The sequence below is a fragment of the Pseudomonas sp. PVC-5-1 genome (assembly GCF_057444345.1).
In genome coordinates this window covers 2,182,243-2,205,296 of the sequence record NZ_CM172024.1, presented here as the reverse complement: position 1 = coordinate 2,205,296, position 23,054 = coordinate 2,182,243, and the positions used below count along the sequence as shown (strand labels likewise).

The 23,054-nt window shown below is 61.6% G+C and carries 24 protein-coding genes and 1 pseudogene; 13 read left to right on the top strand and 12 right to left on the bottom strand.

The window, feature by feature from the left end; translation table 11 throughout:
• Positions 1 to 32: 32 nt before the first annotated feature.
• Both AC2T3R_RS10055 and AC2T3R_RS10050 read left to right on the top strand, forming a co-directional pair.
• Entirely contained in the window at positions 33 to 1,781 is a 1,749-nt protein-coding gene (locus tag AC2T3R_RS10055) for an S-type pyocin domain-containing protein (protein ID WP_486745024.1), read from the top strand.
• On the top strand, positions 1,778 to 2,044 hold the full coding sequence (locus tag AC2T3R_RS10050) for a hypothetical protein (RefSeq protein WP_085619215.1): 267 nt from the start codon (positions 1,778 to 1,780) through the stop codon (positions 2,042 to 2,044). The genes AC2T3R_RS10055 and AC2T3R_RS10050 overlap by 4 nt, the downstream gene beginning before the upstream one ends.
• 104 nt (positions 2,045 to 2,148) lie before the next feature.
• Here the strand turns inward: AC2T3R_RS10050 and AC2T3R_RS10045 are convergent, their stop codons facing one another.
• Genes AC2T3R_RS10045 through AC2T3R_RS10035 form a run of 3 tightly spaced genes read right to left on the bottom strand, consistent with a single transcriptional unit; the run spans position 2,149 to position 5,744 of the window.
• Positions 2,149 to 3,168 (bottom strand): histone deacetylase family protein, encoded by a 1,020-nt coding sequence (locus AC2T3R_RS10045; RefSeq protein WP_486745023.1) that lies wholly within the window; start codon positions 3,166 to 3,168, stop codon positions 2,149 to 2,151.
• On the bottom strand, positions 3,168 to 4,409 hold the full coding sequence (locus AC2T3R_RS10040; RefSeq protein ID WP_486745022.1) for a Zn-dependent hydrolase: 1,242 nt from the start codon (positions 4,407 to 4,409) through the stop codon (positions 3,168 to 3,170). The genes AC2T3R_RS10045 and AC2T3R_RS10040 overlap by 1 nt, the downstream gene beginning before the upstream one ends.
• Before the next feature lie 30 nt (positions 4,410 to 4,439).
• A complete protein-coding gene (locus AC2T3R_RS10035; RefSeq protein ID WP_486745021.1) occupies positions 4,440 to 5,744 on the bottom strand; it encodes an MFS transporter in 1,305 nt (434 codons plus the stop codon).
• 291 nt (positions 5,745 to 6,035) lie between these two features.
• Between AC2T3R_RS10035 and AC2T3R_RS10030 the strand changes: the two genes are divergently transcribed.
• From AC2T3R_RS10030 to AC2T3R_RS10020, 3 genes are all read left to right on the top strand, one after another.
• Entirely contained in the window at positions 6,036 to 6,944 is a 909-nt protein-coding gene (locus AC2T3R_RS10030; RefSeq protein WP_013972045.1) for a LysR family transcriptional regulator, read from the top strand.
• Positions 6,945 to 7,032: 88 nt separating this feature from the next.
• A complete protein-coding gene (locus AC2T3R_RS10025) occupies positions 7,033 to 7,428 on the top strand; it encodes a hypothetical protein (protein WP_023662326.1) in 396 nt (131 codons plus the stop codon).
• Positions 7,429 to 7,444: 16 nt separating this feature from the next.
• Positions 7,445 to 8,077: a BRCT domain-containing protein gene (locus tag AC2T3R_RS10020; RefSeq protein ID WP_015269938.1), complete on the top strand. Its 633-nt coding sequence runs from the start codon at positions 7,445 to 7,447 to the stop codon at positions 8,075 to 8,077.
• Between the two features lie 15 nt (positions 8,078 to 8,092).
• Here AC2T3R_RS10020 and AC2T3R_RS10015 read toward each other — a convergent pair whose 3' ends face one another.
• From AC2T3R_RS10015 to AC2T3R_RS10000, 4 genes are all read right to left on the bottom strand, one after another.
• The gene (locus tag AC2T3R_RS10015; RefSeq protein WP_003259987.1) at positions 8,093 to 8,374 is read right to left on the bottom strand and encodes a type II toxin-antitoxin system RelE family toxin; all 282 of its coding nucleotides are present in this window, start codon (positions 8,372 to 8,374) and stop codon (positions 8,093 to 8,095) included.
• The gene (locus AC2T3R_RS10010; RefSeq protein WP_013972043.1) at positions 8,364 to 8,609 is read right to left on the bottom strand and encodes a type II toxin-antitoxin system Phd/YefM family antitoxin; all 246 of its coding nucleotides are present in this window, start codon (positions 8,607 to 8,609) and stop codon (positions 8,364 to 8,366) included. The genes AC2T3R_RS10015 and AC2T3R_RS10010 overlap by 11 nt, the downstream gene beginning before the upstream one ends.
• A gap of 231 nt (positions 8,610 to 8,840) precedes the next feature.
• On the bottom strand, positions 8,841 to 9,947 hold the full coding sequence (locus tag AC2T3R_RS10005) for an alkene reductase (RefSeq protein WP_486745020.1): 1,107 nt from the start codon (positions 9,945 to 9,947) through the stop codon (positions 8,841 to 8,843).
• Between the two features lie 30 nt (positions 9,948 to 9,977).
• Positions 9,978 to 11,171 carry an MFS transporter gene (locus tag AC2T3R_RS10000; RefSeq protein WP_013972041.1) on the bottom strand — a complete coding sequence of 398 codons (1,194 nt, stop codon included), beginning with the start codon at positions 11,169 to 11,171 and terminating at the stop codon, positions 9,978 to 9,980.
• A 735-nt stretch (positions 11,172 to 11,906) separates the two neighbouring features.
• Here AC2T3R_RS10000 and AC2T3R_RS09995 point away from each other — a divergent pair.
• Together AC2T3R_RS09995 and AC2T3R_RS09990 are read left to right on the top strand one after the other, a co-directional pair.
• Positions 11,907 to 12,449, top strand: coding sequence for a WYL domain-containing protein (locus AC2T3R_RS09995; RefSeq protein WP_038409286.1), 543 nt, complete (start codon positions 11,907 to 11,909; stop codon positions 12,447 to 12,449).
• 256 nt (positions 12,450 to 12,705) lie between these two features.
• Positions 12,706 to 13,185: an REP-associated tyrosine transposase gene (locus AC2T3R_RS09990; RefSeq protein WP_191472877.1), complete on the top strand. Its 480-nt coding sequence runs from the start codon at positions 12,706 to 12,708 to the stop codon at positions 13,183 to 13,185.
• A 99-nt stretch (positions 13,186 to 13,284) separates the two neighbouring features.
• On the opposite strand, the gene AC2T3R_RS09985 is transcribed toward AC2T3R_RS09990, so the two are convergent.
• Together AC2T3R_RS09985 and AC2T3R_RS09980 are read right to left on the bottom strand one after the other, a co-directional pair.
• The gene (locus AC2T3R_RS09985; RefSeq protein ID WP_410953443.1) at positions 13,285 to 14,007 is read right to left on the bottom strand and encodes a hypothetical protein; all 723 of its coding nucleotides are present in this window, start codon (positions 14,005 to 14,007) and stop codon (positions 13,285 to 13,287) included.
• Positions 14,008 to 14,085: 78 nt separating this feature from the next.
• Entirely contained in the window at positions 14,086 to 14,388 is a 303-nt protein-coding gene (locus AC2T3R_RS09980) for a DUF3077 domain-containing protein (RefSeq protein WP_015269932.1), read from the bottom strand.
• A 197-nt stretch (positions 14,389 to 14,585) separates the two neighbouring features.
• On the opposite strand from AC2T3R_RS09980, the gene AC2T3R_RS09975 reads away from it, so the two are divergent.
• On the top strand, positions 14,586 to 15,209 hold the full coding sequence (locus AC2T3R_RS09975) for a glutathione S-transferase family protein (RefSeq protein WP_015269931.1): 624 nt from the start codon (positions 14,586 to 14,588) through the stop codon (positions 15,207 to 15,209).
• A 130-nt stretch (positions 15,210 to 15,339) separates the two neighbouring features.
• Here AC2T3R_RS09975 and AC2T3R_RS09970 read toward each other — a convergent pair whose 3' ends face one another.
• On the bottom strand, positions 15,340 to 16,515 hold the full coding sequence (locus AC2T3R_RS09970) for an MFS transporter (RefSeq protein ID WP_486745019.1): 1,176 nt from the start codon (positions 16,513 to 16,515) through the stop codon (positions 15,340 to 15,342).
• A 94-nt stretch (positions 16,516 to 16,609) separates the two neighbouring features.
• Between AC2T3R_RS09970 and AC2T3R_RS09965 the strand changes: the two genes are divergently transcribed.
• The 3 genes from AC2T3R_RS09965 (at position 16,610) to AC2T3R_RS09955 (ending at position 19,272) form a co-directional block, all read left to right on the top strand.
• Complete coding sequence (locus tag AC2T3R_RS09965; RefSeq protein ID WP_486745018.1) at positions 16,610 to 17,518, top strand: LysR family transcriptional regulator; 909 nt, start codon at positions 16,610 to 16,612, stop codon at positions 17,516 to 17,518.
• A gap of 193 nt (positions 17,519 to 17,711) precedes the next feature.
• Entirely contained in the window at positions 17,712 to 18,203 is a 492-nt protein-coding gene (locus tag AC2T3R_RS09960; protein WP_410953446.1) for a DUF1543 domain-containing protein, read from the top strand.
• 82 nt (positions 18,204 to 18,285) lie between these two features.
• A complete protein-coding gene (locus tag AC2T3R_RS09955; RefSeq protein ID WP_015269929.1) occupies positions 18,286 to 19,272 on the top strand; it encodes a 5'-nucleotidase in 987 nt (328 codons plus the stop codon).
• 116 nt (positions 19,273 to 19,388) lie between these two features.
• Here AC2T3R_RS09955 and AC2T3R_RS09950 read toward each other — a convergent pair whose 3' ends face one another.
• Entirely contained in the window at positions 19,389 to 20,030 is a 642-nt protein-coding gene (locus tag AC2T3R_RS09950; protein WP_047934536.1) for an HD domain-containing protein, read from the bottom strand.
• 130 nt (positions 20,031 to 20,160) lie between these two features.
• Between AC2T3R_RS09950 and AC2T3R_RS09945 the strand changes: the two genes are divergently transcribed.
• Entirely contained in the window at positions 20,161 to 21,138 is a 978-nt protein-coding gene (locus AC2T3R_RS09945; RefSeq protein ID WP_486745017.1) for a GlxA family transcriptional regulator, read from the top strand.
• A 93-nt stretch (positions 21,139 to 21,231) separates the two neighbouring features.
• Here the strand turns inward: AC2T3R_RS09945 and AC2T3R_RS09940 are convergent, their stop codons facing one another.
• Positions 21,232 to 22,425 carry an ATP-binding protein gene (locus AC2T3R_RS09940; protein ID WP_486745016.1) on the bottom strand — a complete coding sequence of 398 codons (1,194 nt, stop codon included), beginning with the start codon at positions 22,423 to 22,425 and terminating at the stop codon, positions 21,232 to 21,234.
• A 242-nt stretch (positions 22,426 to 22,667) separates the two neighbouring features.
• Between AC2T3R_RS09940 and AC2T3R_RS09935 the strand changes: the two are divergent.
• Positions 22,668 to 23,048: pseudogene (locus AC2T3R_RS09935) on the top strand (OPT/YSL family transporter); the annotation flags it as partial.
• Positions 23,049 to 23,054: the final 6 nt, after the last annotated feature.

The following is a 23,054-nucleotide window of genomic DNA, read 5'->3' as shown; positions in this document are numbered from 1 at the left end:
AGTACCTCAAGGCTTCTTCAAGGGAAATAGACGTGACCTCACGCAGAACACTAACAAGCCAGGAACTGCAAGAAATATACTCAGCCGCGCCTTTTACATATGACTTTGAGGACATCCTTTCTTGGGACAGCCCGTTCACACTACCTATAACACCGCCGAACATAGCATCGCTTTCATATGATGCGCTCAGCGACAACGCAACGACCATTGCGAAAAATGTGATACAGGAAATCGAGGCTACCTGCCCAGTGAGCACTCCTGGATTTGAGAACTATTTGAATAAACATTATTCAGACATAAGACAATCCTACCCAGACCAGGCAAGCCAACTTTACGCCCAAAAGAAATTCCTCCTGCTCCTTTATAACAAAACCCACAAACAAGCCATCCGCAATATCAACCTATACTTAGCAGAACACATATATACAATAGGCATTGACGAAGCAGCACTGCATTTCGAAAACGTCGTTCACTTTAACCGCTGGCACGACCAAGATTTCTATATGATCGAGGAAGATTTGTACTTTTTAATGAGCAGCATTACTGCCGCGCAAATTGAAATAGTACTAAATCGCTGCCTTGAAAAAATAAAAAAGGAATACAAAAACCTCCAGCAGAAAACCATAATAGTATTAAGAAACAACCACAACAAAGACAGTCAAGGCAATTCCATCACCTTAAAACCCAACTCCGGAATAGTGCTAAGCTCAACATTAACCACAATATCAACTAACCCAATCAGATTTGGCAGCCTTCAGAGCCATATCCTTAGAGGAATAGAGAAAGTTAAGACACTGGGCATTACTGCAACCCCAATCTTCAGGCTGGGCATAGGTTTATTTTTTTATTCATCAGAATTAGGAAACGCTGATTTGTACCATGACTCAGCCCTGAGCATGCCTGCTGAACTACTCATTCCTGATTTGCCTACGAATATTCATGACATTGCGCTTAAGCACGGGACAATTGAATCACCGCTACGAATAAATGCCAATCTGGACACGTATACACTTACGAACCGCGCAAACTCCACAAGTGCTGAAAAAAAGGTGCCTGTACGCCCCTTAGTAATGGATAAAGAAGGCAATAGCTACACATCGATTCCATCGAGTGATTTTCCAATCAGGCTCAGCTTCCCCATTCATACCGAGAACGGGTCGTCAACTACAACCCCCAGTGACCCGATACTGTCGGACCCCTATGAGGGGGTCAATCTCAGACCCGCATGGATAGAAGCGACACCGCTCCCTGCCTATGAACCACCGAATTATAAAGACTGTATTTACTGCTTCCCGCCAGAATCTGGTCTGCCACCACTGTACGTAGTTTTCAATTCTCCCTATCCCGACGCAACAACCATAGGCACTTATAGCGGGCGAGCTTATAATCCAGACAAAGCAGGTGGACCTATCGAGCGACTGGATTGGCGCGAGGTCAAAATCACAGCGACAGGCATCGAATTAGTCAAATTATACACAAGCCGCTTCGGCCCGTCCGATGCAAATGACATCATGATCAACAGGCTGGAAAAAATCCTACAGGGCAAGTTGCAAGAAACGGACACCGACAAGCGCTTTTACACACATGAGATAAGGGAGTTGGAGCGCTTTCGCACCCTTGAAATACCAGATAAAATCAGGCCGAACGATGATGGTGAAGCATGGAACAATACACACGCTGCAACACTGGAAGACTACCAACTCACCTCGGAGCTCGAACTGCTTTACACACCAGAAGCAATTGAAGCAGATGACCAGCAGATCGCACGAGAGAACAAATGAACACTATTAGCGAAATAATCACCAACGAAAGCCCCACCGATATAATTCTGTGGCTTGTCAGGCAAAATGGCATTTCTCATCCACGACTCGACAATCTATACAATCGAAATGGATGGGTGAACATTGGCGACTGCCTACAACTCATTAACCTGATTAAGAAAATGAGTGACGAAGGTTTGATACAGCGTGGTGGAAATGGCTATATCAAAGGTCCAAACTGGCGAGAGCCTGAATTCTTGACCCAAAAAAGATATGAGCTATAAGCAGAACTGATTCCAGAGCCCAGCACGTACATCCTCGTTCACCGAGACCGAGTATCATCACAGACGCCGGCAGCGACAACACAGCTGCCGGCATATAGCACTTATCACCAATCTGCTTTATCAGCAAAGAACCCCAGCACATTCGCCTCCAGGCTCTCCAGGTGATACCCCCCTTCCTGCACGATCAGGCACGGCAAGCGCATCGCCCGAATCCGCTCGCCCAATACCGCAAACCCTTCAGTCGTCACCGCCACCTTGCTCTGCGGGTCGAGTTCGTAGATATCGAACCCCAGCGACAACACCAGCACCTCGGCGCCAAAGTCCTTCACCGCCGCCAGCGCGATCTCCAGCTGGCCCATGAAGTCCGCTTCGCTAGCCCCATGCGCCATCGGCAAGTTGAGGTTGTACCCCTCCCCCGCACCGCTGCCACGCTCGTCCGCGAACCCGGCCACACCTGGGTAGAAATTGGTGGGGTCGCCATGCACCGACACATACAGCACATCCCGGCGGTCGTAGAAGATTTCCTGAATCCCCTGCCCGTGGTGCATGTCGGTATCGAGGATGGCCACGCGGCTGTAGCGGCTGCGCAAGGCCTGGGCAGCGACAGCGGCGTTGTTGAGGTAGCAGAAACCACCGGCCGCATCGAAGCGCGCATGGTGGCCTGGCGGCCGGCACAGGGCATAGGCCGCCGGCTCGCCGTCGAGAATGGCCTTGGCACCGGCCACTGCGCTTTGCGCAGACCAATAGGCCGAGCGCCAGGTGTGTTCGCCTACAGGGCAGCTGCCGTCAGCCAGATAGCGCCCGGCCTGGGCGAGGATGCCGCGCAGGGCGTTGGGTTCACGCACGAAGATGTTGGACATGACCTCGTCGCCCCAGTCCTCGGGCACTTCCTTCCAGCGCGCATGGGCCTCTTCGAGGAAGGCCAGGTAGGCCTCGCCATGCACTGCCTTGAGCGGTTCGAGGCCGGCGTCCTCAGGCTGGCGGATGTCGAAGCCCAGATCCTTGGCCGCCTGCAGCAGGCGCTGGGCGCGTTCGGGGACTTCCTGCGGGGTGCGCATGGCGCCGCGCGAGTAGTAGCTGCGTGGGTGGTGCAGCAGCTGTTCGGGGTGGAAGTAACAACGCATCAGGCATCTCCTTGTTCGATACGGCCCGCGCGGGCCAGCACGGCATTGAGCAGTACATCGGCACCCTGGCGGGCGTCGTCGGGCAACACGTCTTCGGCTTCGTTGTGGCTCAAGCCGCCGACACAGGGGATGAACACCATGGCGGTCGGGCAGTAGCGGGCCAGCAGGATGGCGTCGTGGCCGGCGCCGCTGACGATCGACTGCTGGGCATAGCCGAGGCCATCCACCGCCTGCTGCACGGCGGCTACGCAATCGGCATCGAATGGCGTGGCCGGGCTTATCCAGTGGCGCTCGATACGCACCTGCAACCCGCGCTGATTGGCGATGGCTTGCAGCTTCAACGTCAGGTCGCGTTCCATCGCCTCGATGGCTTCATCCCGGTGATGACGCAGGTCGACGGTGAACTGCAGCAGCCCCGGAATGGTGTTGCGCGAGGACTTGGCGATGGACAGTTCACCCACCGTGGTCAGGCCTTCAGGGGCAAAATCGGCAGCCAGTTGCTCGACCGCCCGGATCATCCGTGCGGTGCCGAACAGGGCATCCTTGCGCAGCGGCATCGGCGTGGTGCCGGCATGTGCGGCCATGCCTTCGACCGTGACGTCGAGCCATCGGATAGCCTGCCCACCGCTGACCACGCCAATGGCCTTGGCGTTGTCTTCAAGGATCGGACCTTGCTCGATATGCGCCTCGAAATAGGCATCGACCTGGCCGCCCAGCGAGCGCCGGCCGGCGTAACCGGTGCGCTGCAGTTCGTCGGCGACGCTGATGCCATCGGCGTCGCGAATGGCCAGCGCTTCGTCCAGCGCCAGGGTACCGGTGAACACCGCCGAACCGAACATGGCCGGGGTGAAGCGGGCGCCCTCCTCGTTGGTCCATACGGCGATTTCCAGCGGCTTGCGCGTCTGGATGTTCAGGTCATTGAGCCGGCGCACCACTTCAAGGCCTGCCAGCACACCGTAGACGCCATCGAAACGGCCGCCCTCAGGTTGGGTGTCGAGGTGGCTGCCCATCATCACCGGCGCTGCATCGGGGTCGCTGCCAGCGCGGCGGGCGAACAGGTTGCCGATGGCATCCACAGTCAGCGTCAGGCCGGCTTCGCGGCACCAGTGGCTGAACAGTTCACGGCCAGCCTTGTCCTCGTTGCTCAGGGCCAGGCGGCAGCTGCCGCCACGGGCAGTGGCACCGATTTCGGCCATGGCCATCAGGCTCGCCCACAGGCGTTCGCCATTGCTTTTCAACATGTGCGGGTACTCCAGAAAAAAGCGGTTCGATCAGGCCAGTTCCAGGCGCTGGCTGCGGGCGTACTGGCGCGCCAGGGCGAGCACGCAGACCAGCGAAATGGTTGCGATCAGGGTGTAGAACACCGCCATCGGCCACCATTGGCCGGTGAAGGTGTGGGCCAGCCAGGTACCGATCAGCGGAGTCAGGCCGCCCGCGATGGCGCCGCAGATCTGGTAGGCCAGGGAAATGGCGGTGTAGCGCACGCGGGTGTCGAACATGCCGCTGACGTAGCCGGCGATCACCGCGTAGAACGACGCCATGCACGCTGCGGCCAGGGCGATGCCGAGTACGATCAATGGGCCCTGGCCCGAGCTGACCAGCACGAACATCGGGTAAGGCGAGGCCATCGCCAGCAGCGCGACCAGGGCCAGGAAGCGGGTGGCGCCGATCTTTTCCGATAGCCAGGCAGCCAACGGCTGTACGCAGAACTGGATGATCGCCACAAAGAACAGGCACTCCAGGATCAACGAACGCTCCAGGTGCAGCTGCTGGGTGGTGTAGCTGATCATGAAGGTGTTGGTGAAGTAGACCCCGGCAATGCCCAGGGTATTGGCACCGATGCACAGCAACAGCGGGCGCCAGGCCGTGCGCAGCACTTCGAATACCGGGGCCTGCTCCTTGCGCCGGGCCTTTTCCGCCTGCTCGCGGCTGGCGATGAACTCGGGCGACTCATTCACCCCCAGGCGAATCGCAAGGCCCACCAGCAGCAACAGTGCGCTGGCCAGGAATGGCACGCGCCAGCCCCAGCTCATCAGGTCTTCTTCCGGCAGGCGGGTGACCGCGCCAAAGGCCAGCAGCGACAGGATCAGGCCCGCCGGGCTGCCCAGCTGGGCGAACGAAGCGAAGAAGTTGCGCCGGCCCTTGGGTGCATGCTCACCGGCCATCAGCACCGCCCCGCCCCACTCGCCGCCCACGGCAATGCCCTGGACGATGCGCAGCAGGATCAGCAGTACCGGCGCGGTGGCGCCGATTTGTGCGTAGGTCGGCAGCAGGCCGATGCCCACGGTGACGATGCCCATCATCAGCAAGGTGATGACCAGCGACTTCTTGCGGCCGATTCGGTCGCCCACGTGGCCGAAGACGATGCCACCCAGCGGCCGGGCGAAGAAGCCGACGGCGAAGGTACCGAACGCGGCCATGGTGCTGAACAGGCTGTTGTCGGAGGGGAAGAACAGCGCGCCGAACACCAGGGCGGCGGCGGTGGCGTAGATGTAGAAGTCGTACCACTCGATCATGGTACCGATGAACGCGGCGGCGGCGGCACGGCGTGGCTGGGGGGAAGCGGTGGGCTTCATGGGGGCTCCTTTGCTTGTTGTTCTGGCAGGAGTTGTCAGGGGCACGGGGGCGCTCTTGTGGCGCTTGGCCTGTTGAATCGGTGTTGGATTCTTCGCGGGCTCGCCCGCTCCCACAGGTACTGCGCAGCATTCGAAACTTGTGGTAACCCTGTGGGAGCGGGCAAGCCCGCGAAGAATCCAACACCGACTCGGCAGGCCTCGATACCTGCGATTTATCGGCCCGGGGCTATGATTAGTCAATTTTCTATTTATTATTCGAAATATTAGCCTTGCTTATTATTGAGCCCTGCCATGCCCGACCGTCTGCTCAACGACCGCCTCGACTGGAACCTGCTGCGCACCTTCCGGGTCATCGGCCAGGAGCTGTCCATCAGCCGTGCGGCCGCCCGCCTGCACCTCACCCAGCCGGCAGTGAGCCAGGCGCTCAAGCGCCTTGAAGAACAGCTTGGCCGCCAGCTCATCGCCCGCCGCGGGCCGCGCTTCGTGCTGACGGAAATGGGCGAGCAGCTGTTCCAGCTGGCTGGCGAGGTCTATGGGCAGATGTCGCAGATCGGCGGCTTGCTGGAGCAGCCGGCGGACGAACTGGTGGGCAAGGTACGCCTGCTGATGATCAGCCGTATCGTCAACGAACACTTCGACGACTTCCTCGCCGACTTCCACCGCCAGCACCCGCGGGTGGAGCTGGAGATCGACGTGATGCGCAGCTCCGACATCGTTGCCGCCCTGCAGGAGAAAACCGCCACGGCGGGCCTCAGCCTTAACCGGCGTGCGCAGCCACGGCTGGAGCAACGGTTGTTCCTGCGCCAGCGCTATGCGTTCTTCTGTGGCAAGCACCATGCCCTGTTCGGCCAGGACGAAGGCGACCTGCAGCGGGAGAATTTCGTCAGTTTCACCAGTGACCAGATTGGCGGCATGCTGTCGCCACTGACCATTTTCCGCGACCAGCAGGGGTTTGCCGGGCGGATCGTGGCCTCGTCACCAAGCCTTGAGGAGGTACGCCGGCTGGTGATTGCCGGGTTTGGCATAGGTTGCCTGCCCGAGCATGTGGTAGCGCCGGATGTAGACGCCGGGTTGCTGTGGAAGCTGCCGCCGCAGGAAGGGATTGCCGATGTGGATATCCACCTGTTGTGGAACAGGGAGCAGCGCTTCAGCCGCGCGGAAGAGGTGTTTATCGAGGCGTTGCAGCACAGCCTTGACTGAACGCAGAGCTGGGGTCGACGAGCACTGGACACGATAGTGGCCAATTAGTAGCATCCAGACCAACTGAACATTACGGACAATCTCAGTCATGGATCGAGCTACCGGGGTCATTCGACGCCCTATTCATCACCCCATCCGCCCCTTGATCACTTGGGAAGAAGCATGGAAGGGGCCCGACGAGGGCTTGATCCGCTGCTGGGAGATTGGCCGTGAGCGGGCTCTGGCCCAGCCAGAACTTGCCCGGCACTGCGCCGATGGCGCGCTCCCGGTGCTAGGTTGGAAAGGTGGCCATGATCGCGCATTGAAGAAACCGATGAAGTACGGTTCGTTCAAGTACCTGGCGCAATGGCAGGGCCTTCGCGGCGAGGATCTGTTCATCGATACGCGAACAGAGCTTACCCTGACCTGTAATCACACCGGCATGCTGACAACGTTCACACCGGACCAGGAAAAATACGCCAACGCTGTGATGCTGATGGAATAGCAACGAGGAACAGGGAATGGTCGATCTTCATCAGGAATTTCAGAACAGCCGCTTTTTTCACGAAGCGCGGATCGCGCAGCGCTCGGTTGATGGGTTGATTGGAATCGCTGCGGGCCTGACTGCTGACAATCAGGTCAATCAACAAGAAGCCGAGTTCCTCAAAGGATGGATGGAGCAGCAACTCGTTCATCTTGAGGATCCGGTCATCAATTTGCTATACCGGCGCCTGAGCGACATGCTCAAGGACAATATGCTGGATGCTGCCGAGTCAGCTGAACTGCTTGAGCTATTGCAGCAGTTCACCGGCAAGCCGCGCTGCAGCGACAACCCATTCTCTTCACCCACCTCACTGCCACTCGATAACCCCGAACCCACACTGGAGTGGACAGGCCGCATGTTCCTGTTTACCGGCACAATGGCTTACGGGCCTCGCAAAGCATGCGAAGCGCTGGTAGTCGAACGTGGGGGCTCAATCGCCGCGGGGGTGAACAAGAAGACCCACTACCTGGTCATTGGCAGTATTGGCAACGAGCAGTGGCTGCACAGCAGTTATGGCACGAAGATCAAGAAAGCCGTGGAAATCAGGGAAGCGGGTGCGAACATTGCGATCATAAGCGAGGCGCATTGGCAGCGTGCGGCGTTTGGTTGATGGCCATGATGGCGTTTACCGCTTCTGAGCGGATCGATACACCTCGCTACGCTCGCGCTTGCCAACCGATACCACCACTACAACGATACGCTCGTCCTCGACTCGATAGACGAGGCGATATCCAGAGGCCTTGAGCTTGATTTTGTAGTGGTTCGGCAGGTCACGCAGCGCGTCGGCCTGTACCTTGGGTGACTGCAGGCGCTCGGCGAGTTTTTTCTTGATCTGTTCGCGCACGGTGTGGCCTAGCTTGCCCCACTCTTTCAGTGCCGAAGGCAGGAATTCGAGTTTATAGGTCATCCAGGGAAACCGGTACGCCTTTTTCACCCAACCTCGACTTGGCCAGTTCGCTCAATTCGAGATCTTCCAAGCGCTCCATCATGGCCTCGTACAGTTCGGCCGGCACCATGTAACCCATCACGCGGTTGTGATTGAGCACGGCGACGGGCATACCCGCAGCGCCGGTCATCACTGCGGATGGGTTCTTTTTCAGTTCCGACACGCTTACGGCCACGTCAGCGAATATGTTTTGCATGTTTGCACCCTCAATAGAGAGCCATATTTTGGTCCATATATAGGACACAAACAAGTCGTCACTGCTCAAGCACAGAGGTGAGACACGACAGGCGAAATGCCGTCTTTGTGGGAGATCGCCCAGCCCTTTGAATCCAACGCGGTGCATGGCACCGGCGTTGCCGGTGTTCGCGGCTAAAGCCGCTCCCACAGGTACAGCGTGAGCCCGCTCCTACAGAAGTAGAGCCTGAAGTCAGGCTGTTGCCAGTGGCGGGTAGTCGGTCAGGCCATGGGCATCACCACCGAACAGCGTGGCCCGTTCGTGCTCGGCCAGGGGCGCATTCAGCTTCAGCCGCGCCGGCAGGTCCGGGTTGGCCACGAATGGCCGGCCGAAGCCGACCAGGTCAGCCCAGCCCTCCTCCAGCGCGCGCCGTGCACGTTCGCCGGTGTATTTGCCGGCATACACCATCACCCCGGGGAACACCGCCCGCAGCTGTTGCTTGAAGTCCACCGGCATGTCCGGCGCGTCATCCCAGTCGGCTTCGGCAATGTGCAGGTAGCCGATGCCGATTTCGCCCAGGCGCTTGGCCGCTGCGGTATAGGTGGTGACCGGGTCGGCATCGACACAGCCATTGAGCGTGGTCAGCGGCGCCAGGCGTACGCCTACACGCTGGGCGTCGCCGGTACCTTCGACCAGCGCACGGGTGACCAGGTCGAGGAAACGCAGGCGGTTTTCCAGCGAACCGCCGTAGCGGTCGGTGCGGTCGTTGGCGCCGGAATCGAGGAACTGGTTGACCAGGTATCCGTTGGCCGCGTGCAACTCGACACCATCAAAACCGGCGGCCATGGCGTTGCGCGCAGCCTGGCGGTATTGCTCGATGATCTCGGCAATTTCCGCTTCGCTCAACGCGCGCGGCTTGGAAGCCTGGACAAAGCCTGGCGTGCCGTCGGCATTGTCGATGAACACATTCACGCCTTCAGCCTGCATCGCCGAGGACGACACCGGTGCCTGGCCACCAAGCAGGCTGCTGTGGCTGAGGCGGCCGACGTGCCAGAGCTGGGCGAACATGCGCCCGCCCGCGGCATGCACAGCCTCGGTGACCAGGCGCCAGCCGTCGATCTGCGCCTGGGTGTGGATACCCGGGGTGCGGGCGTAACCCTTGCCCAGTGGCGAGATCCAGGTGCCTTCACTGACGATCAGCCCGGCACTGGCGCGTTGTGCGTAGTACTCGGCCATCAACGCGGTCGGTACATCGCCAGGCTGGGCAGCGCGGGAGCGGGTCATCGGTGGCATCAGCACGCGGTTGGGCAGGTTAAGGGCGCCGAATTGCAGGGGTTGGAACAGTGGATCTTGAGCCATTGCGAGCATCTCCGTAAGGCGAATCAGGGGTCAGGCGCGGCTGACGACAGGTTGTGACTGGGCAGGTACGCGGCGGTCGAGGCGGCCGCTGTACAGGGTCAGGGCCAGGGCACCGAGGGTGACCAGCGCGGCAATCCATGGGGTGTGGCCGAGGCCGAGCTGTTGCACCACCTGGGCACCGCCCCAGGAGCCACCGGCCACACCCAGGTTGAAGGCGGCGATGTTGAAACCGGCAGCCACGTCGACTGCGTCGGGGGCGACCTTTTCCGCCTGCTGCACCACGTACACCTGCAGGCCCGGCACATTGCCGAAGGCCACCGCGCCCCAGGCCAGTACGGTGATTACCACCAGCACCGGATGCGGCGCGGTGAAGGTCAGCGCCAGCAGCACCACGGCCAGCAGCAGGAAGATGATCGACAGTGCCTTGACCGGGCCTTTGCGGTCGGCCAGGCGGCCGCCCCAGATGTTGCCCAGGGCAACCGAAACGCCGTAGGCGAGCAGCACCAGGGCGACGCTGTTGGCGCCGAAGCCGGCGATGTCCTGCAGGATCGGGGCAAGGAAGGTAAAGGCGATCAGCGAGCCGCCGTAACCCACGGCAGTCATGGCATACACCAGCAGCAGGCGCGGTTGCAGCATCACCCGCAGTTGGCGCAGCAGCGGTGCCGGCTGGCTGTGCTGGATGCGCTTGGGCACGAACAGCAGTGCGCCGAGCAGCGCTACCAGGCCGAAGGCAGCCACCACCAGGAAGGTCACGCGCCAGCCGAAGTGCTGGCCGATGAAGGTACCCAGCGGGATACCGGTGACGAAGGCCACGGTCATGCCACTGAACATGGTGGCGATGGCGCTGGCGGCTTTTTCTTTCGGCACCAGGCTGGTGGCGATGATCGAGCCCACCGAGAAGAACACCCCGTGGGCCAGGCCGGTGAGGATGCGCGCCATGATCAGCGATTCGTAGCTGGGCGCCTGCCAGGCCACCAGGTTACCGGCTGTGAACAGCGCCATCAGGCCGACCAGCAGCAGCTTGCGCGGGACGCGGCCGGTCATGGCGGTGAGCAGGGGCGCGCCGATGGCGACGCTGAGGGCGTAAAGGCTTACCAGCAGGCCGGCCGAAGGCAGTGTCACTGCCAGGTCATTGGCGATGGTCGGGATGAGGCCGACGATCACGAACTCCGTGGTGCCGATGGCGAAGGCCGCCAGGGTCAGGGCTAACAAGGCGAGAGGCATTTGAGAATCACCTGTGGAAGGTTGGGATGGGTGGATTCTCGGGGGACGTGGGGATGGGAAAAAGATGGGCACGGGACAATGAGTTTTGATCTGGAAGCAAAGGTTGCGATTGGGCTGTTGCGAAAGGGTCAATCTTTTGTGTTGGCTGACAGACGCATTCGCGGGCACGTCCGCCACCACCGGTGCAGCGCTGCGGGTCGACGGCGGCGTGGTCGACAGCCTGGCTATCTGAATTCAACCCCGGCTACCAGGCGACCGAAGCGCTGTTCAAGGCCATCTATGAAGGTGGCTTGGAAGCCTTGGCGAAAAAACCCGGGCTAAGTGAATTGGGGCTGCTTTGCAGCCCACACCCGTCTCGAAAGGACCCGCACCCAATCGCTGGCGCGTGACGGCAGTTTTGCCGAGCTCTGCCTGCTCGATGCAAGCCTGGTCATGCATATCCACAGCGCGCTCAGCGACACCGCCGCGGCCGCCGTGCCCTGCCCCGCCCTGACCGCCTGGCAGGCCTTGGCCAAGGTACCCGAAGGTGCCACAGCGCCGCGAGTTCACCTTCTCTGCTTTGCCACAGGCTCTGCGGCAGCTGAAAGAGGGCCAAGGCACAGGCAAATGGGTGACGCGCCTGGACTGAACGCCAAATGCGAAAACTTGGATCCCATTCTGCTACAAGGTATGCTGAGCAATAGCTAAACGCCACTACTTAGGCAGGCTTCGTGCCTGCCTTCAAGGACGAGCCCTTTGCCCAGCCACCCTACCCGCCACACCATCGCCCGCCAGTGGCAGCTGCTAAAGCTGCTGCCAGGCCGTCACCCGGGGATGAGTTCCACCCAGTTGCAGGCCGCCCTGACCACCGTTGGCTATATCACCAGCAAACGCACGGTCGAACGCGACCTGGTCGAACTCGCGGCACTGTTCCCGCTGCAGTGCAACAGCAAAGGCATGCCCTACGGCTGGTACTGGCAAGCGGGCCTGAACCCTGGCGAAGCGCAACAGCTGCAGCCCGATGCGCTCTCACCTGCGGAACAGGTCGAGTTGCACGCCTGGGTCGATGATGCCCTTGCCCGGCGCCTTGAGGCGTCGCCACTGTCGGCAGATATGCAACTGACGCTGCAGGCGGAAGGTGGTGCCATCCTGGTAGCTACCGTCGACGACAACCGCTCGCTGATGGGCTGGCTGCTGTCCCAGGCCGGCTCGATCCGCGTGCAGGCGCCGCAGGCATTGCGACAGGCCATGCTCGTGCAGTTGCGCCAGAGCCTGGCGCTGCACGAGGGTGGTTGTTGACCGGCAAGAACACCAACCCCGTGGCGATTCACTGACTATCAGTGCCATTGGGCACTGACCTGTAGGAGCAGCCTTGTGCTGCGAAGAGGCCGGTACTGACCAAACATGTGTATCGCTCGTACCGGCCTCTTCGCAGCACAAGGCTGCTCCTACAAATGTGTATGACTGAAAAAACGGGTAACGATCTGCCAACGTCGGTAGCGTCTGGGATCTCTATTGTAGGTATCCCACACGGAACGGATGCGAGGAAGATTACATGGATCGTGCTGAGGCCAACCGGCTACGTCGGGGGCGTTTTTCAGAGCCTGGCAGGCTGTACCTGCTGACCACTGTCACCCATGCACGCAAGCCACTGTTTCAGGATCTTCGTACAGCTCGCCTGGTCATCAGTGAGCTGAGGCAGACGGAACGCCTTGGCGCTTGCCGCTCACTTGCCTGGGTGCTGATGCCTGACCACTTGCATTGGCTGGTGGAGCTGCGTGCCGTCACATTGAGCAGCCTGATGCGACAGTTCAAATCGCGATCTGGTACGGCATTGTGCAAGGCGGGCGTGAGCCCGGGCCCAGTCTGGCAACGCGGGTTTCATGACCGAGCGCTGCGCCAGGAAGATGATGTGCGCAAGGTAGCCCGATACATCGTTGCCAACCCTCTGCGGGCTGGCCTGGTAGCAGAGATTGGCGATTATCCACACTGGGACGCAGTATGGCTCACTGACAGCCTGCACAACTCCTTGTAGGAGCAGCCTTGTGCTGCGAAGAGGCCGGTACAGGTGGTACACATGTTCAGTCAGTACCGGCCTCTTCGCAGCACAAGGCTGCTCCTACAGGTGAGGCGTTCAGTGCGGGTTACGGCGCGACAGGCAGGCATACGCCAGGCCCAAAACGCTGGCCGCCAATACGCCCAGCAACATCATCAGCTCGCGGCTGTAGCGGGCCACCCAGGCCGGGAAACCGATGACCTCGCGGTAAACCTGTATGTCAGCCTTGCCATCGGCGTGACTGATGCTGACCCCGCCCTGGCGGATCTGCGAATAGTCTGCATCGAAATACACCCATACCTTGCATACACCACCCGGCTCGATGGTGGGGATATCCGCTTGCATGGTGGAGGTTTCCACGATGGTGTCATTGCCAGCTGCATCGCGCACCTGCACCAGGCCTTTCGCCGGCAGGCGGATTTTCACCTGGCGTACCTGCGCATCACCTCGGTTGCGCAGCTCGATGAGCAGACCGGTACGGTGGTCGACCAGCCCGGCCTCGAAGGGCTTGGCGAACAGCTGCGCATACGGCGCCTGGGCCATTTCGATCAGCCGCTCGACCTGATCGTGGCTCAGCCCACCCTCGCTGATGGCATTGATACGCCCCTGCAACTGCTCGTACTTGAGCTGTTCGCTGGCTTTGGTGATGCGTTCGCTGAACTGGCTGGGATAGGTGAGGTAGGCATAGGTCAGCGATGCCTCCAGGCGCGGGTTGCCCCTGAGCAACCCATAGGCGGCCAGCAGGACCATCAGGCCAAGCAGCACGGCTACGAGGAGTTTCCCCACCTTGTCCCAGCTCAATGCGAACTTCCTTCTGTCGTGATACAGAGATTCAAACTGACCAAGGGTGCCAAGTTCATGGTCCCCAGGCAAGCCTGACTAAGGCTCCTGCTCGCCTCCCCGAGCCTGGCGCAACTGCTGCAACTGGCCGTCGATCAGCGCCTTGGCCATGCCTGCCAGGTAGTACGTGGCCTGCATCATCGCCTTGCGGTCACCGGGCCGGTCGATGGCCTTGCGGGTGAGTTCGGTAATGCAGCCCATGATGCTCGAGGCCTCCATCAATGCCGTGCGCATCGGCAACTGCGCGTTCATCTGCACCAGTTCGGCACCGCCGTTGCCAAAACGGCCCGCTGCACGCACGACATTGAGATTGCCGCTTTCTTTCGGAGTGTCTTTGTCCATGTCCATTTCCTCGGGTTACGAGCGTGCCGAGACTAGGGCGCTGCCTGCCCCGCCACAATAACCTTGGGGGTGGAAAGGCTTACTTTCGGAAATGGACTACAAGAACCCTACAAAGAGGACGCTCCGCCACCACGCTGGCTCTTGACCGGCAAGCGGCAGTGACGGACGATCAATCTCCCCTCACAAGGATGAACACCATGCTACGGATATTGGGCAGAGCCTCCTCCATCAATGTGCGAAAAGTCCTGTGGGCATGCGCCGAGTTCGAGGTCGCGTTCGAGCGCGAAGACTGGGGGGCGGGCTTCAAGCCCACGGACAGCGCCGAATTCCTTGCGTTGAACCCGAACGCCATGATCCCGGTGATCCAGGATGGCGACTTCACCCTGTGGGAATCCAACAGCATCATCCGCTACCTGGCCACGCGCTATGGTGCCACCGCGTTCTACCCGGGCGAGGCGCAGGCGCGGGCCAGGATCGACCAGTGGATCGACTGGCAGGCCTCGGACCTCAACCGTTCCTGGAGCTACGCGTTCATGTCGCTGGTCAGGCATTCGCCGGCCCACCAGGACCCACAGGCCCTGGCCGCCGGCTGCGCGGACTGGGCGCGCTACATGCACATTCTCGACCGCCAGCTGGCAAGCACCGGTGCCTACGTGGCCGGCAGCCAGTTCACCTTGGCCGACATCCCCATTGGCCTGTCGGTCAACCGCTGGTTCGAAACGCCCTTCGAGCACCCGCACCTGCCGGCCGTGCGCGATTATTACGAGCGGCTGAGCGAGCGCCCTGCCTATCACCTGCATGGCCGTAACGGTACGCCGTGATGGGCAAGACTGTGGGGCTGCCTTGCAGCCCATCGCTACACAAGGCCGCTCCTACAAGGAATCGCGGTTTCCTGTAGGAGCGGCCTTGTGTCGCGATGGGGCGCAAAGCGCCCCCGAAGAACTCCACCTGTTACACAGCAACTTGACTCGCCGCAGCCCCCGCCCGCCCCCGCCAAGCGAACAGCAGCACCATCACCAGGCCCAAAACCGCCATCGCCGCCCCCGCCAGGGAAACCGCCGAATACCCAAGCCCGGCATTGATCACCGCCCCACCCAGCGCCGCGCCAATCGCGTTACCCATGTTGAACGCCCCGATATTCACCGCCGACGCCAGGTTGGGCGCATCCTTGGCCGCCTCCATCACCCGCATTTGCAGCGGCGGCACCAGGGCAAAGCTGGCAGCGCCCCACACCAGGATCGCCAGCGCAGTCGGCAGCGGCCAGTCCATCACCAGCGGGAACACCAGCAACACCGCAATCAGCACGGCCAGCGACAGCATCAGGGTACGGTCGATCGAGCGGTCCGCGGCCTTGCCACCCCACACGTTGCCCAAGGTCAGGCCGACACCGAACAACACCAGCATGGCCGTGACGAAGGTGGTGGACGCTGCCGCCTCGCTCTGCAGGATCGGCGCGATGTAGGTGAACACCGTGAACATCGCACTGGAGCCCACCACGGTCAGCAGCAGTGCCGCCAGCACCGGCCCGCGGCCCAGCACGCGGATTTCGGCCATGGCCCCACCACCCTTGGGCGACGGCACATCAGGCAGTGCGTACCAGAGGGTGGTCATTGCCACCAGGCCGAGCCCGGCGATGCCCCAGAACGCCGTACGCCAGCCCAGCATTTCACCGAACCAGGTCGCCAGCGGCACACCGCCGATGGTGGCCAGGGTCAACCCCATGAACATGGCGGCCACGGCCCCGGCGCGCTTCTCAGGCGGCACCACGCTGGCCGCGACGATAGAGCCGATGCCGAAGAACGCACCGTGGTTCAGCGAGGTGACCACACGGGCGACCAGCAGGCTGGCATAGTCGCTGGCCAGGGCCGACATCAGGTTGCCGAGGGTGAAGATGGCCATCAACCCGATCAGCAGGTAACGCCGCGGGATCTTCACCGTGGCCAGGGTCATCAGCGGTGCACCGATAAGCACACCGATCGCATAGGCACTGACCAACAGCCCGGCTGCGGGGATGGAGACGCCAAGATCGGTGGCGATGCTGGGTAACATGCCCATGGGGGCGAACTCGGTGACACCGATGCCGAAGGCACCGATGGCGAGCGCGACAAGAGGTGGATTGATACGCATGGCAAGCTCCTTATCTGTGCTGCAAATGCTACGATCCGAAGCTGAGCCGCACTAGACTGCATTTTTGCGAACCACCTTTGCTCAAGAGGCACAAATGGACTTCAGTGGAAGATCCGGAGAGATGGAAATCTTTGCCAAGGTGGCCCAGGAGGGCAGCCTGTCCGCCGCCGCCCGCGCGCTGGGCCTGACGCCGTCGGCGGTGAGCCGCATCCTCGCGCGGACCGAACAGCGCCTGGGCACCCGCCTGCTGCTGCGTACCACCCGGGCGATCACCCTCACGCCTGAGGGCGAAGCGTATCTGCGTGGTGCACGGCGGGTGCTGGCCGACATGCTCGAAGTGGAAGAGGCCATCACCGACCAGGGTGTGCCCCGCGGGCGCTTGCGGGTCAGCGCAGCGCTGGGCCATGGCCGGCTGACCGTGGTGCCGCTGCTGGCGGCGTTCAGCGCGCGCTACCCGCAGGTGCTGGTCGACCTTACCCTCAGCGACGAAGTGGCCGACATTCTCGGCGGCCAGACCGATGTGGCGCTGCGCTTCGGCCACCTGCCGGACAGCTCGTTGAGCGCCCGTGCCATTGGCGAAACCGGCCAGGTGATCGTCGCCTCGCCCGAGTACCTGGCGCGCTGCGGTACGCCGCTTGTGCCAGAGGACCTGGCCCGGCACAACTGCCTGCGTTTCAACTTCCGCCGCGCCGCACCCGACTGGCCGTTCCGTCGCGACGGGCAGGCATTCTCGTTGAAGGTGACGGGCAATATCGAATGCAGCAGCGGCGAGGCCCTGGCGCAGTTGGCCAGGCTCGGCGCCGGCGTGGCGCGCATCGGTACCTTTACCGTGGCCGATGACCTGGCCAACGGGCAGCTGGTGCCGTTGCTGCAGGCGTACAACCCCGGTGATCGCGAGCCGATCCATGCGGTGTTCGTCGGCGGCCCGGCGATGCCGGCGCGGGTGCGGGTGTTCGTGGATTTTCTGGTGGAGCAACTGTCAGGCATGCCCAGCGCCTTGTAGGAGCGGCCTTGTGTCGCGAAAGGGCTGCAGAACAGCCCCAACAGACTATGCACAGTTGCTGAAATCCAGGGGCCGCTTTGCGGCCCTTTCGCGACACAAGGCCGCTCCTACAAGGGCCACTGGATCCATGCGGCATCCGCTGATCTGGCAGTACAATGCCGCACTTTTACATCCACCATGCAAAGGACCGCCCATGCTTTACGTCGTCATGCTCGGAGGCCGCCACCCCGGCGCCAAGATCGAAGTTCACGATGTGGTGTTCGCCCTGGCCGACACCTTCGAACAGGCCTACCCGCAGTTGCGCCAGGCCTGGTTCGGCAGCCCGAAAGGTTTGCACATCGATTCATGGCTGGAAGTGCATGGTGTCGACGGCCATCGCATCGAACTGCGCCCGCACGCCCCCGCCCCCGGTGCGCTGCGCCTGTACTTCATCAACCTCGGTGGTTATGAACGCGAAGTATTCGGCGAGGCCCACCGCTACCTGCTGGTCACCGCCCACAGCAAGACCGAGGCCAAGGCCCTGGGCAAGCAACGCATGCAGGCGGACTGGCTGAAGCCGCATACCGATGCCTTGCTGGATGTCGACGACTGCCTGGCGATCGACCAGGTGGCAGGGCAGTTCGTGCACCTGGTCGAAGGGGCGCATGAGCCGCTGATGGTGCGTAGCGACTACATCCTCATCTGATGCCGATAGCGCCTGTGGGTACTGAGGGCTTTCGTCACAGCGCACGGGTACACTTGCCTTCAGCTCACGCAGGAGTTGTTTCATGCCCTACCCCATCGAACAGAAACTGGTCATCGGCGTTGCTTCGAGTGCGCTGTTCGACCTCACCGTCTCGGACGACATCTACCAGACCGAGGGCGTCGAGGCTTACCGTCAGCACCAGCAGCAGAACCTGGACGAACCCTTCCCCAAGGGCGTGGCGTTCCCGTTCATTCGCCGCTTCCTGAGCATCAACCAGGCCTTCCCCGAGCAGTTGCCGGTGGAGGTGGTGCTGCTGTCGCGCAATTCGCCGGAGACCGGCCTGCGGGTGTTTCGCTCGATCAACCACTACCAGCTGGACATCACCCGCGCGGCATTCATGTCGGGCCGCTCGCCCTACGAGTACATCCCGGCATTCAATGCCTCGCTGTTCCTCAGTGCCAACGAGGAAGATGTACAGAAAGCCATCGACGCCAACTACCCCGCCGGGCGGGTGCTGCCGACGCGCATCTACGATGACGAGATCGACACCGAACTGCGGGTGGCCTTCGACTTTGACGGGGTGATTGCCGATGACGAGGCCGAGCGCGTGTACAAGCGCGACGACAACCTGGACGAGTTTCAGGAGCATGAACGTGTGCGCAAGGGGATCCCGCATTCGCCGGGGCCCTTGGCGGACCTGTACCGCAAGCTTTCGCTGATTCGCATGCTCGAGGACCGCAAGTTGGCCGAAGACCCGGCGTACAAGCGCATCTTGCGGATTGCCATCGTGACGGCGCGCAATGCCCCTTCGCATGAGCGGGTGGTGACGACGCTGAAGGACTGGGGCGTATCGCCGGACGAGTGCTTCTTTCTGGGCGGGATGGAGAAACCCAGGGTGCTGTCGATACTGAAGCCGCATGTGTTCTTTGATGACCAACGCAGCCATTTGCAATCACCGGCGGGGGATTTGCCGATGGTGCATGTGCCGTTCGGGGTGGCGAATCGCGAGCGCTCGGCGGCGGACTCTGCGTTCGACGAGCCAGCTCCCACTTCGATAGCACCGGTTTGATCTGATGCGCAACCTGTGGGAGCGGGCACGCCCGCGAAGGGCCGCAAAGCGACCCCAATCTGTTTAGCTGACAGGCACCAGGGCCTGCGAACACCGGCAGCACCAGCCCGCTTTACTCAGCTCGCCCAGCAGGACTGCCGAATGACGCTGCAGAAATTCCCAGGCCGGAATGCAGGCTCCTTGTCCGCGATCACATCCGCCTTCACGTTGCCAAACGTGGTATGCGGCTTGTGCCGGATGCCGTCGTAAAACGCCTGAATGATCGCCTCCTTGAACCGCTCCCCACGCGGGTGCGCCTGGACCACGGCGTCCCGTGCGGCAATTTCCAGCCCTTCGTGGTGCAACCCCAGCACATCTGTCTCCACCCCCGCAGTCACCAGAGCGATCAGCGGGTGCATATGCTCTGGAATACCCGGCGTGGTATGCAGCGCGATCGCCGTCCACACACGTTCGACATCGCGCTCGTCCACGCCGTGGCGCTGGAGGAAATCGCGCGCCGCATTGGCACCGTCCACCTCGAAGCGGCAGCAATCGCTGCTGTGCTGATGGGTCAGGCCCATGTCATGGAACATGCAGCCTGCGTACAGCAGTTCACTGTCGTAACGCAGCCCCAGCCGCTGCCCGGCAAGGGCTGCGAAGTAGAACACCCGGCTGGAGTGGTGGAACAGCAAAGGGGAAGCCGTGTCACGGACGAGCTCGGTGATTTCCCGAGCCATGGCGCTGTCGGGCACCTGGATACCGGCGATGGATGAGGACATGGTCGCTCCTGGGTGGGTTGATGACGAGCCCAGTCTGCGGTCGTGGGCCAATGTCCTCAATTGACTTGTACAGCCAAATACTGCCATTGTCGGCGGATTACGGACTTGCGGCGCAACGCCCGGAGCCACCATGCCCTCTGCCCCCATCACGGTCGCCATACTGGCCATGCCCGGCGTACAACTGCTGGATGCCTGCGGCCCGCTCGATGTATTCGCCGAAGCCAACCGCCAAGCCGGCCGTGACGCCTATCGCCTACTGTTGCTGGCTTGCGAACCGGGGCCGCTGGTGAGCTCATCCGGTACGCGCCTGGTCGCCGATGGCTGGATCGGCGAAGACCTGGAAGCCATCGACACCTTGCTGGTCGCCGGCACGCCGCAAGCTGCCGAGCAATACCTGCGCCCCGGCATTCTCGACTGGCTGCGGCAACGCGCGGGCGCTTGCCGGCGTTACGGCTCGGTGTGCACGGGGGCGTTTGCCCTGGCGGCTGCCGGGTTGCTGGATGAACGGCGTGTGACCACCCATTGGGCGGTGGCGCAGCCGTTGGCCGAGCGTTATCCGCGGGTAAAGGTGGATGCCGACGCCATTCAGGTACATGACGGCAACCTGCGTACCGCTGCGGGGGTAACGGCCGGGTTGGACCTGGCACTGACGTTGGTCGAAGAGGATCTGGGGCGCGACATTGCCAGGCAGGTGGCCGGGCACCTGGTGATGTACTTCAAGCGGCCTGGCGGGCAGCTGCAGTTCAGCCGGCAAGGTGGGACATCACCGGTTGGGCGTTCGGCATTGCAGGGGTTGCAGCGTTACGTGGCCGCCAACCCTGCACTGGACCACGGGGTTGCCAGCCTGGCCGCGCGGGTTGGGCTGAGCCCGAGGCATTTTGCGCGGGTGTTTCAGAGTGATGTGGGAATGACCCCGGCCGCGTGGGTGGAGCTGGCGCGGGTAAATGCTGCGCGGGCGCGGCTGGAGACTGGGCGAGAGCCACCGAAGCAGGTGGCGGCGCTGTGTGGGTTTGCCAATGCGGATACGTTGCGGCGGGCGTTCGTGAAGCATGTGGGGGTTACGCCGGCGGAGTATCGCAAGCGGTTTGGGCAGTCGGGGGTGAAATGAACCGTGGTGTGCGTGCGCTCGCGCCGGGTACGCTTTTGCGTCCCGGCCGAGGAGCGTTGCCTGTGGTTGCGGCTTGCAGCGCCGTAAAGCAGGCTAGCCCATCCGCCAATCATCGCCCGGCATGATACGCCGCATGAACTCATCGAAAAGCGGCACAGTGAACGCCGTATCACCGTGGTTCGGGCTGTAGATCATCCCTTTCTCGATCAATGCACTGCGCAGTGGTGCGAGCGTGGAAACCTTCCGCGCCAGGCTGGCCGCGATATCACCAGAACGATGAGGGCCGGCCCCCAGATCCGCCATGCCACGCAGGTACTTCTTTTCCGCAAGCGTAAGGCGGTCAAAGCGCACCCGGAAGAAGCTCTCATCCAGTGTGGCAATCGCCTGCTCTGAAGCGGTTTCGACATCAGCGCTGGTGATGGGGCTCTGCGAGGCTACATCCCATGAATGCTTGCCCCACTCCTGCAGGAAGTACGGATAGCCCTGTGAATGTGCCAGCACACTTTCCAGCGCCGCCTCTTCGAATTCCACGCCTTCATCTTCTGCAGGCCGTACTACCGCAAACCTTGCGGCCTCAGGAGCAAGCGGGCCGATCTCAGGGAAATCGAACAGTCGCTCCGCATAGGATTTCGCGTTACCACAACGCCCGCGCAATTGAGGCAGGCCAGCCCCAACCAGCGTGACAGGTAACTGGCCCTGGGCACAGCGATGCAAGGCTGTAATCAACGCGGCCAACTGATCTTCGGCAACGTACTGCAACTCGTCGATGAACATCACCAGCGCCGTGTCGGCGCGCTGTGCGGCCTTGCCGGCCTCCTCCAGCAAGGTCGCCAGGTCACCTTCCAGGTCACCGTTATCAGCCAAGCCAGGTTCCGGCTCCAGGTCCAGGCCTACTTCTATGTCCGCGTAGGCAACCTTCAACGACTTTGCAAAACCGGCAAGGGCTCGCAACCCCCGTTGAGCCAGGTCCCGAGCCGCTTCCACCCGGCTCAGGCGAAGCAGCGCCAAGCGCAGTTGAGGCGCCAACAACGCGGGTAGCGAACGGTTTTCCGGCGCCTCCATGCGTATGGCATGAACGCCCTCGGCTTCGGCTTCAATGCGCATTTTTTCAAGCAGTACAGTCTTGCCCACGCCGCGCAAGCCGACCATCAGCACGCTCTTCGCCGCTCGGCCCCGGCGAATGCGGGCGATTGCGATGCTTACCTGCTTGAGTAATGCGTCGCGACCAGCCAATGCCGGCGGCGGCGCGCCTGCTCCCGGGGAATAGGGATTAGTGATCGGGTCCATGACTTATACCGAGTTTAGGAAAGTTATCGAATTTAGATAACTTAACTAATCTCACTTGATTCGGCAATGTCAGCAAAAGCGGGCCCCTGTGCGCAGCACTTTTCTTGAGACCCGACGGTGTAGCCGCTAGCACTTCCGGGCCGTTGCTGGACACCTTTCACAACCAGAAGCGACAGTGAACCTTTGTGGCATCAGTGGCTCAGTTGTGCAAAGCGCGCTTACCACTCCGACAAGGGATTGCCATGAGACCTGCCCCGTCTACCGCCCCTCCCCAGGTTCGCATCGAACGTGAACTGAGCCCGGGGGCGGTGCTCACCGGCGTAGCGCTGGGCATTCTGCTGACGCCCTCGAATGTGTACGCGGGCCTTCGGATCGGCTGGTCGTTCAACATGTCGATCATCGCCTTGCTGGTCGGTTTCACCCTGTGGCAGGGCCTGGCGGGGCGGAGCAAGGGCCGGCCCGCATGGACGTTGCACGAAAGCAACATCAACCAGACAGTGGCCTCGGCCGCCGCTTCCATCGTTTCCAGCGGGCTGGTCGCGCGCATTTTCGACGTTCTGACCGGTGGCCGCCCGGACACCAGCAGCGGCCGCGTCGTTCTGCTATACCTCATTGCCTGGCTCACCCCA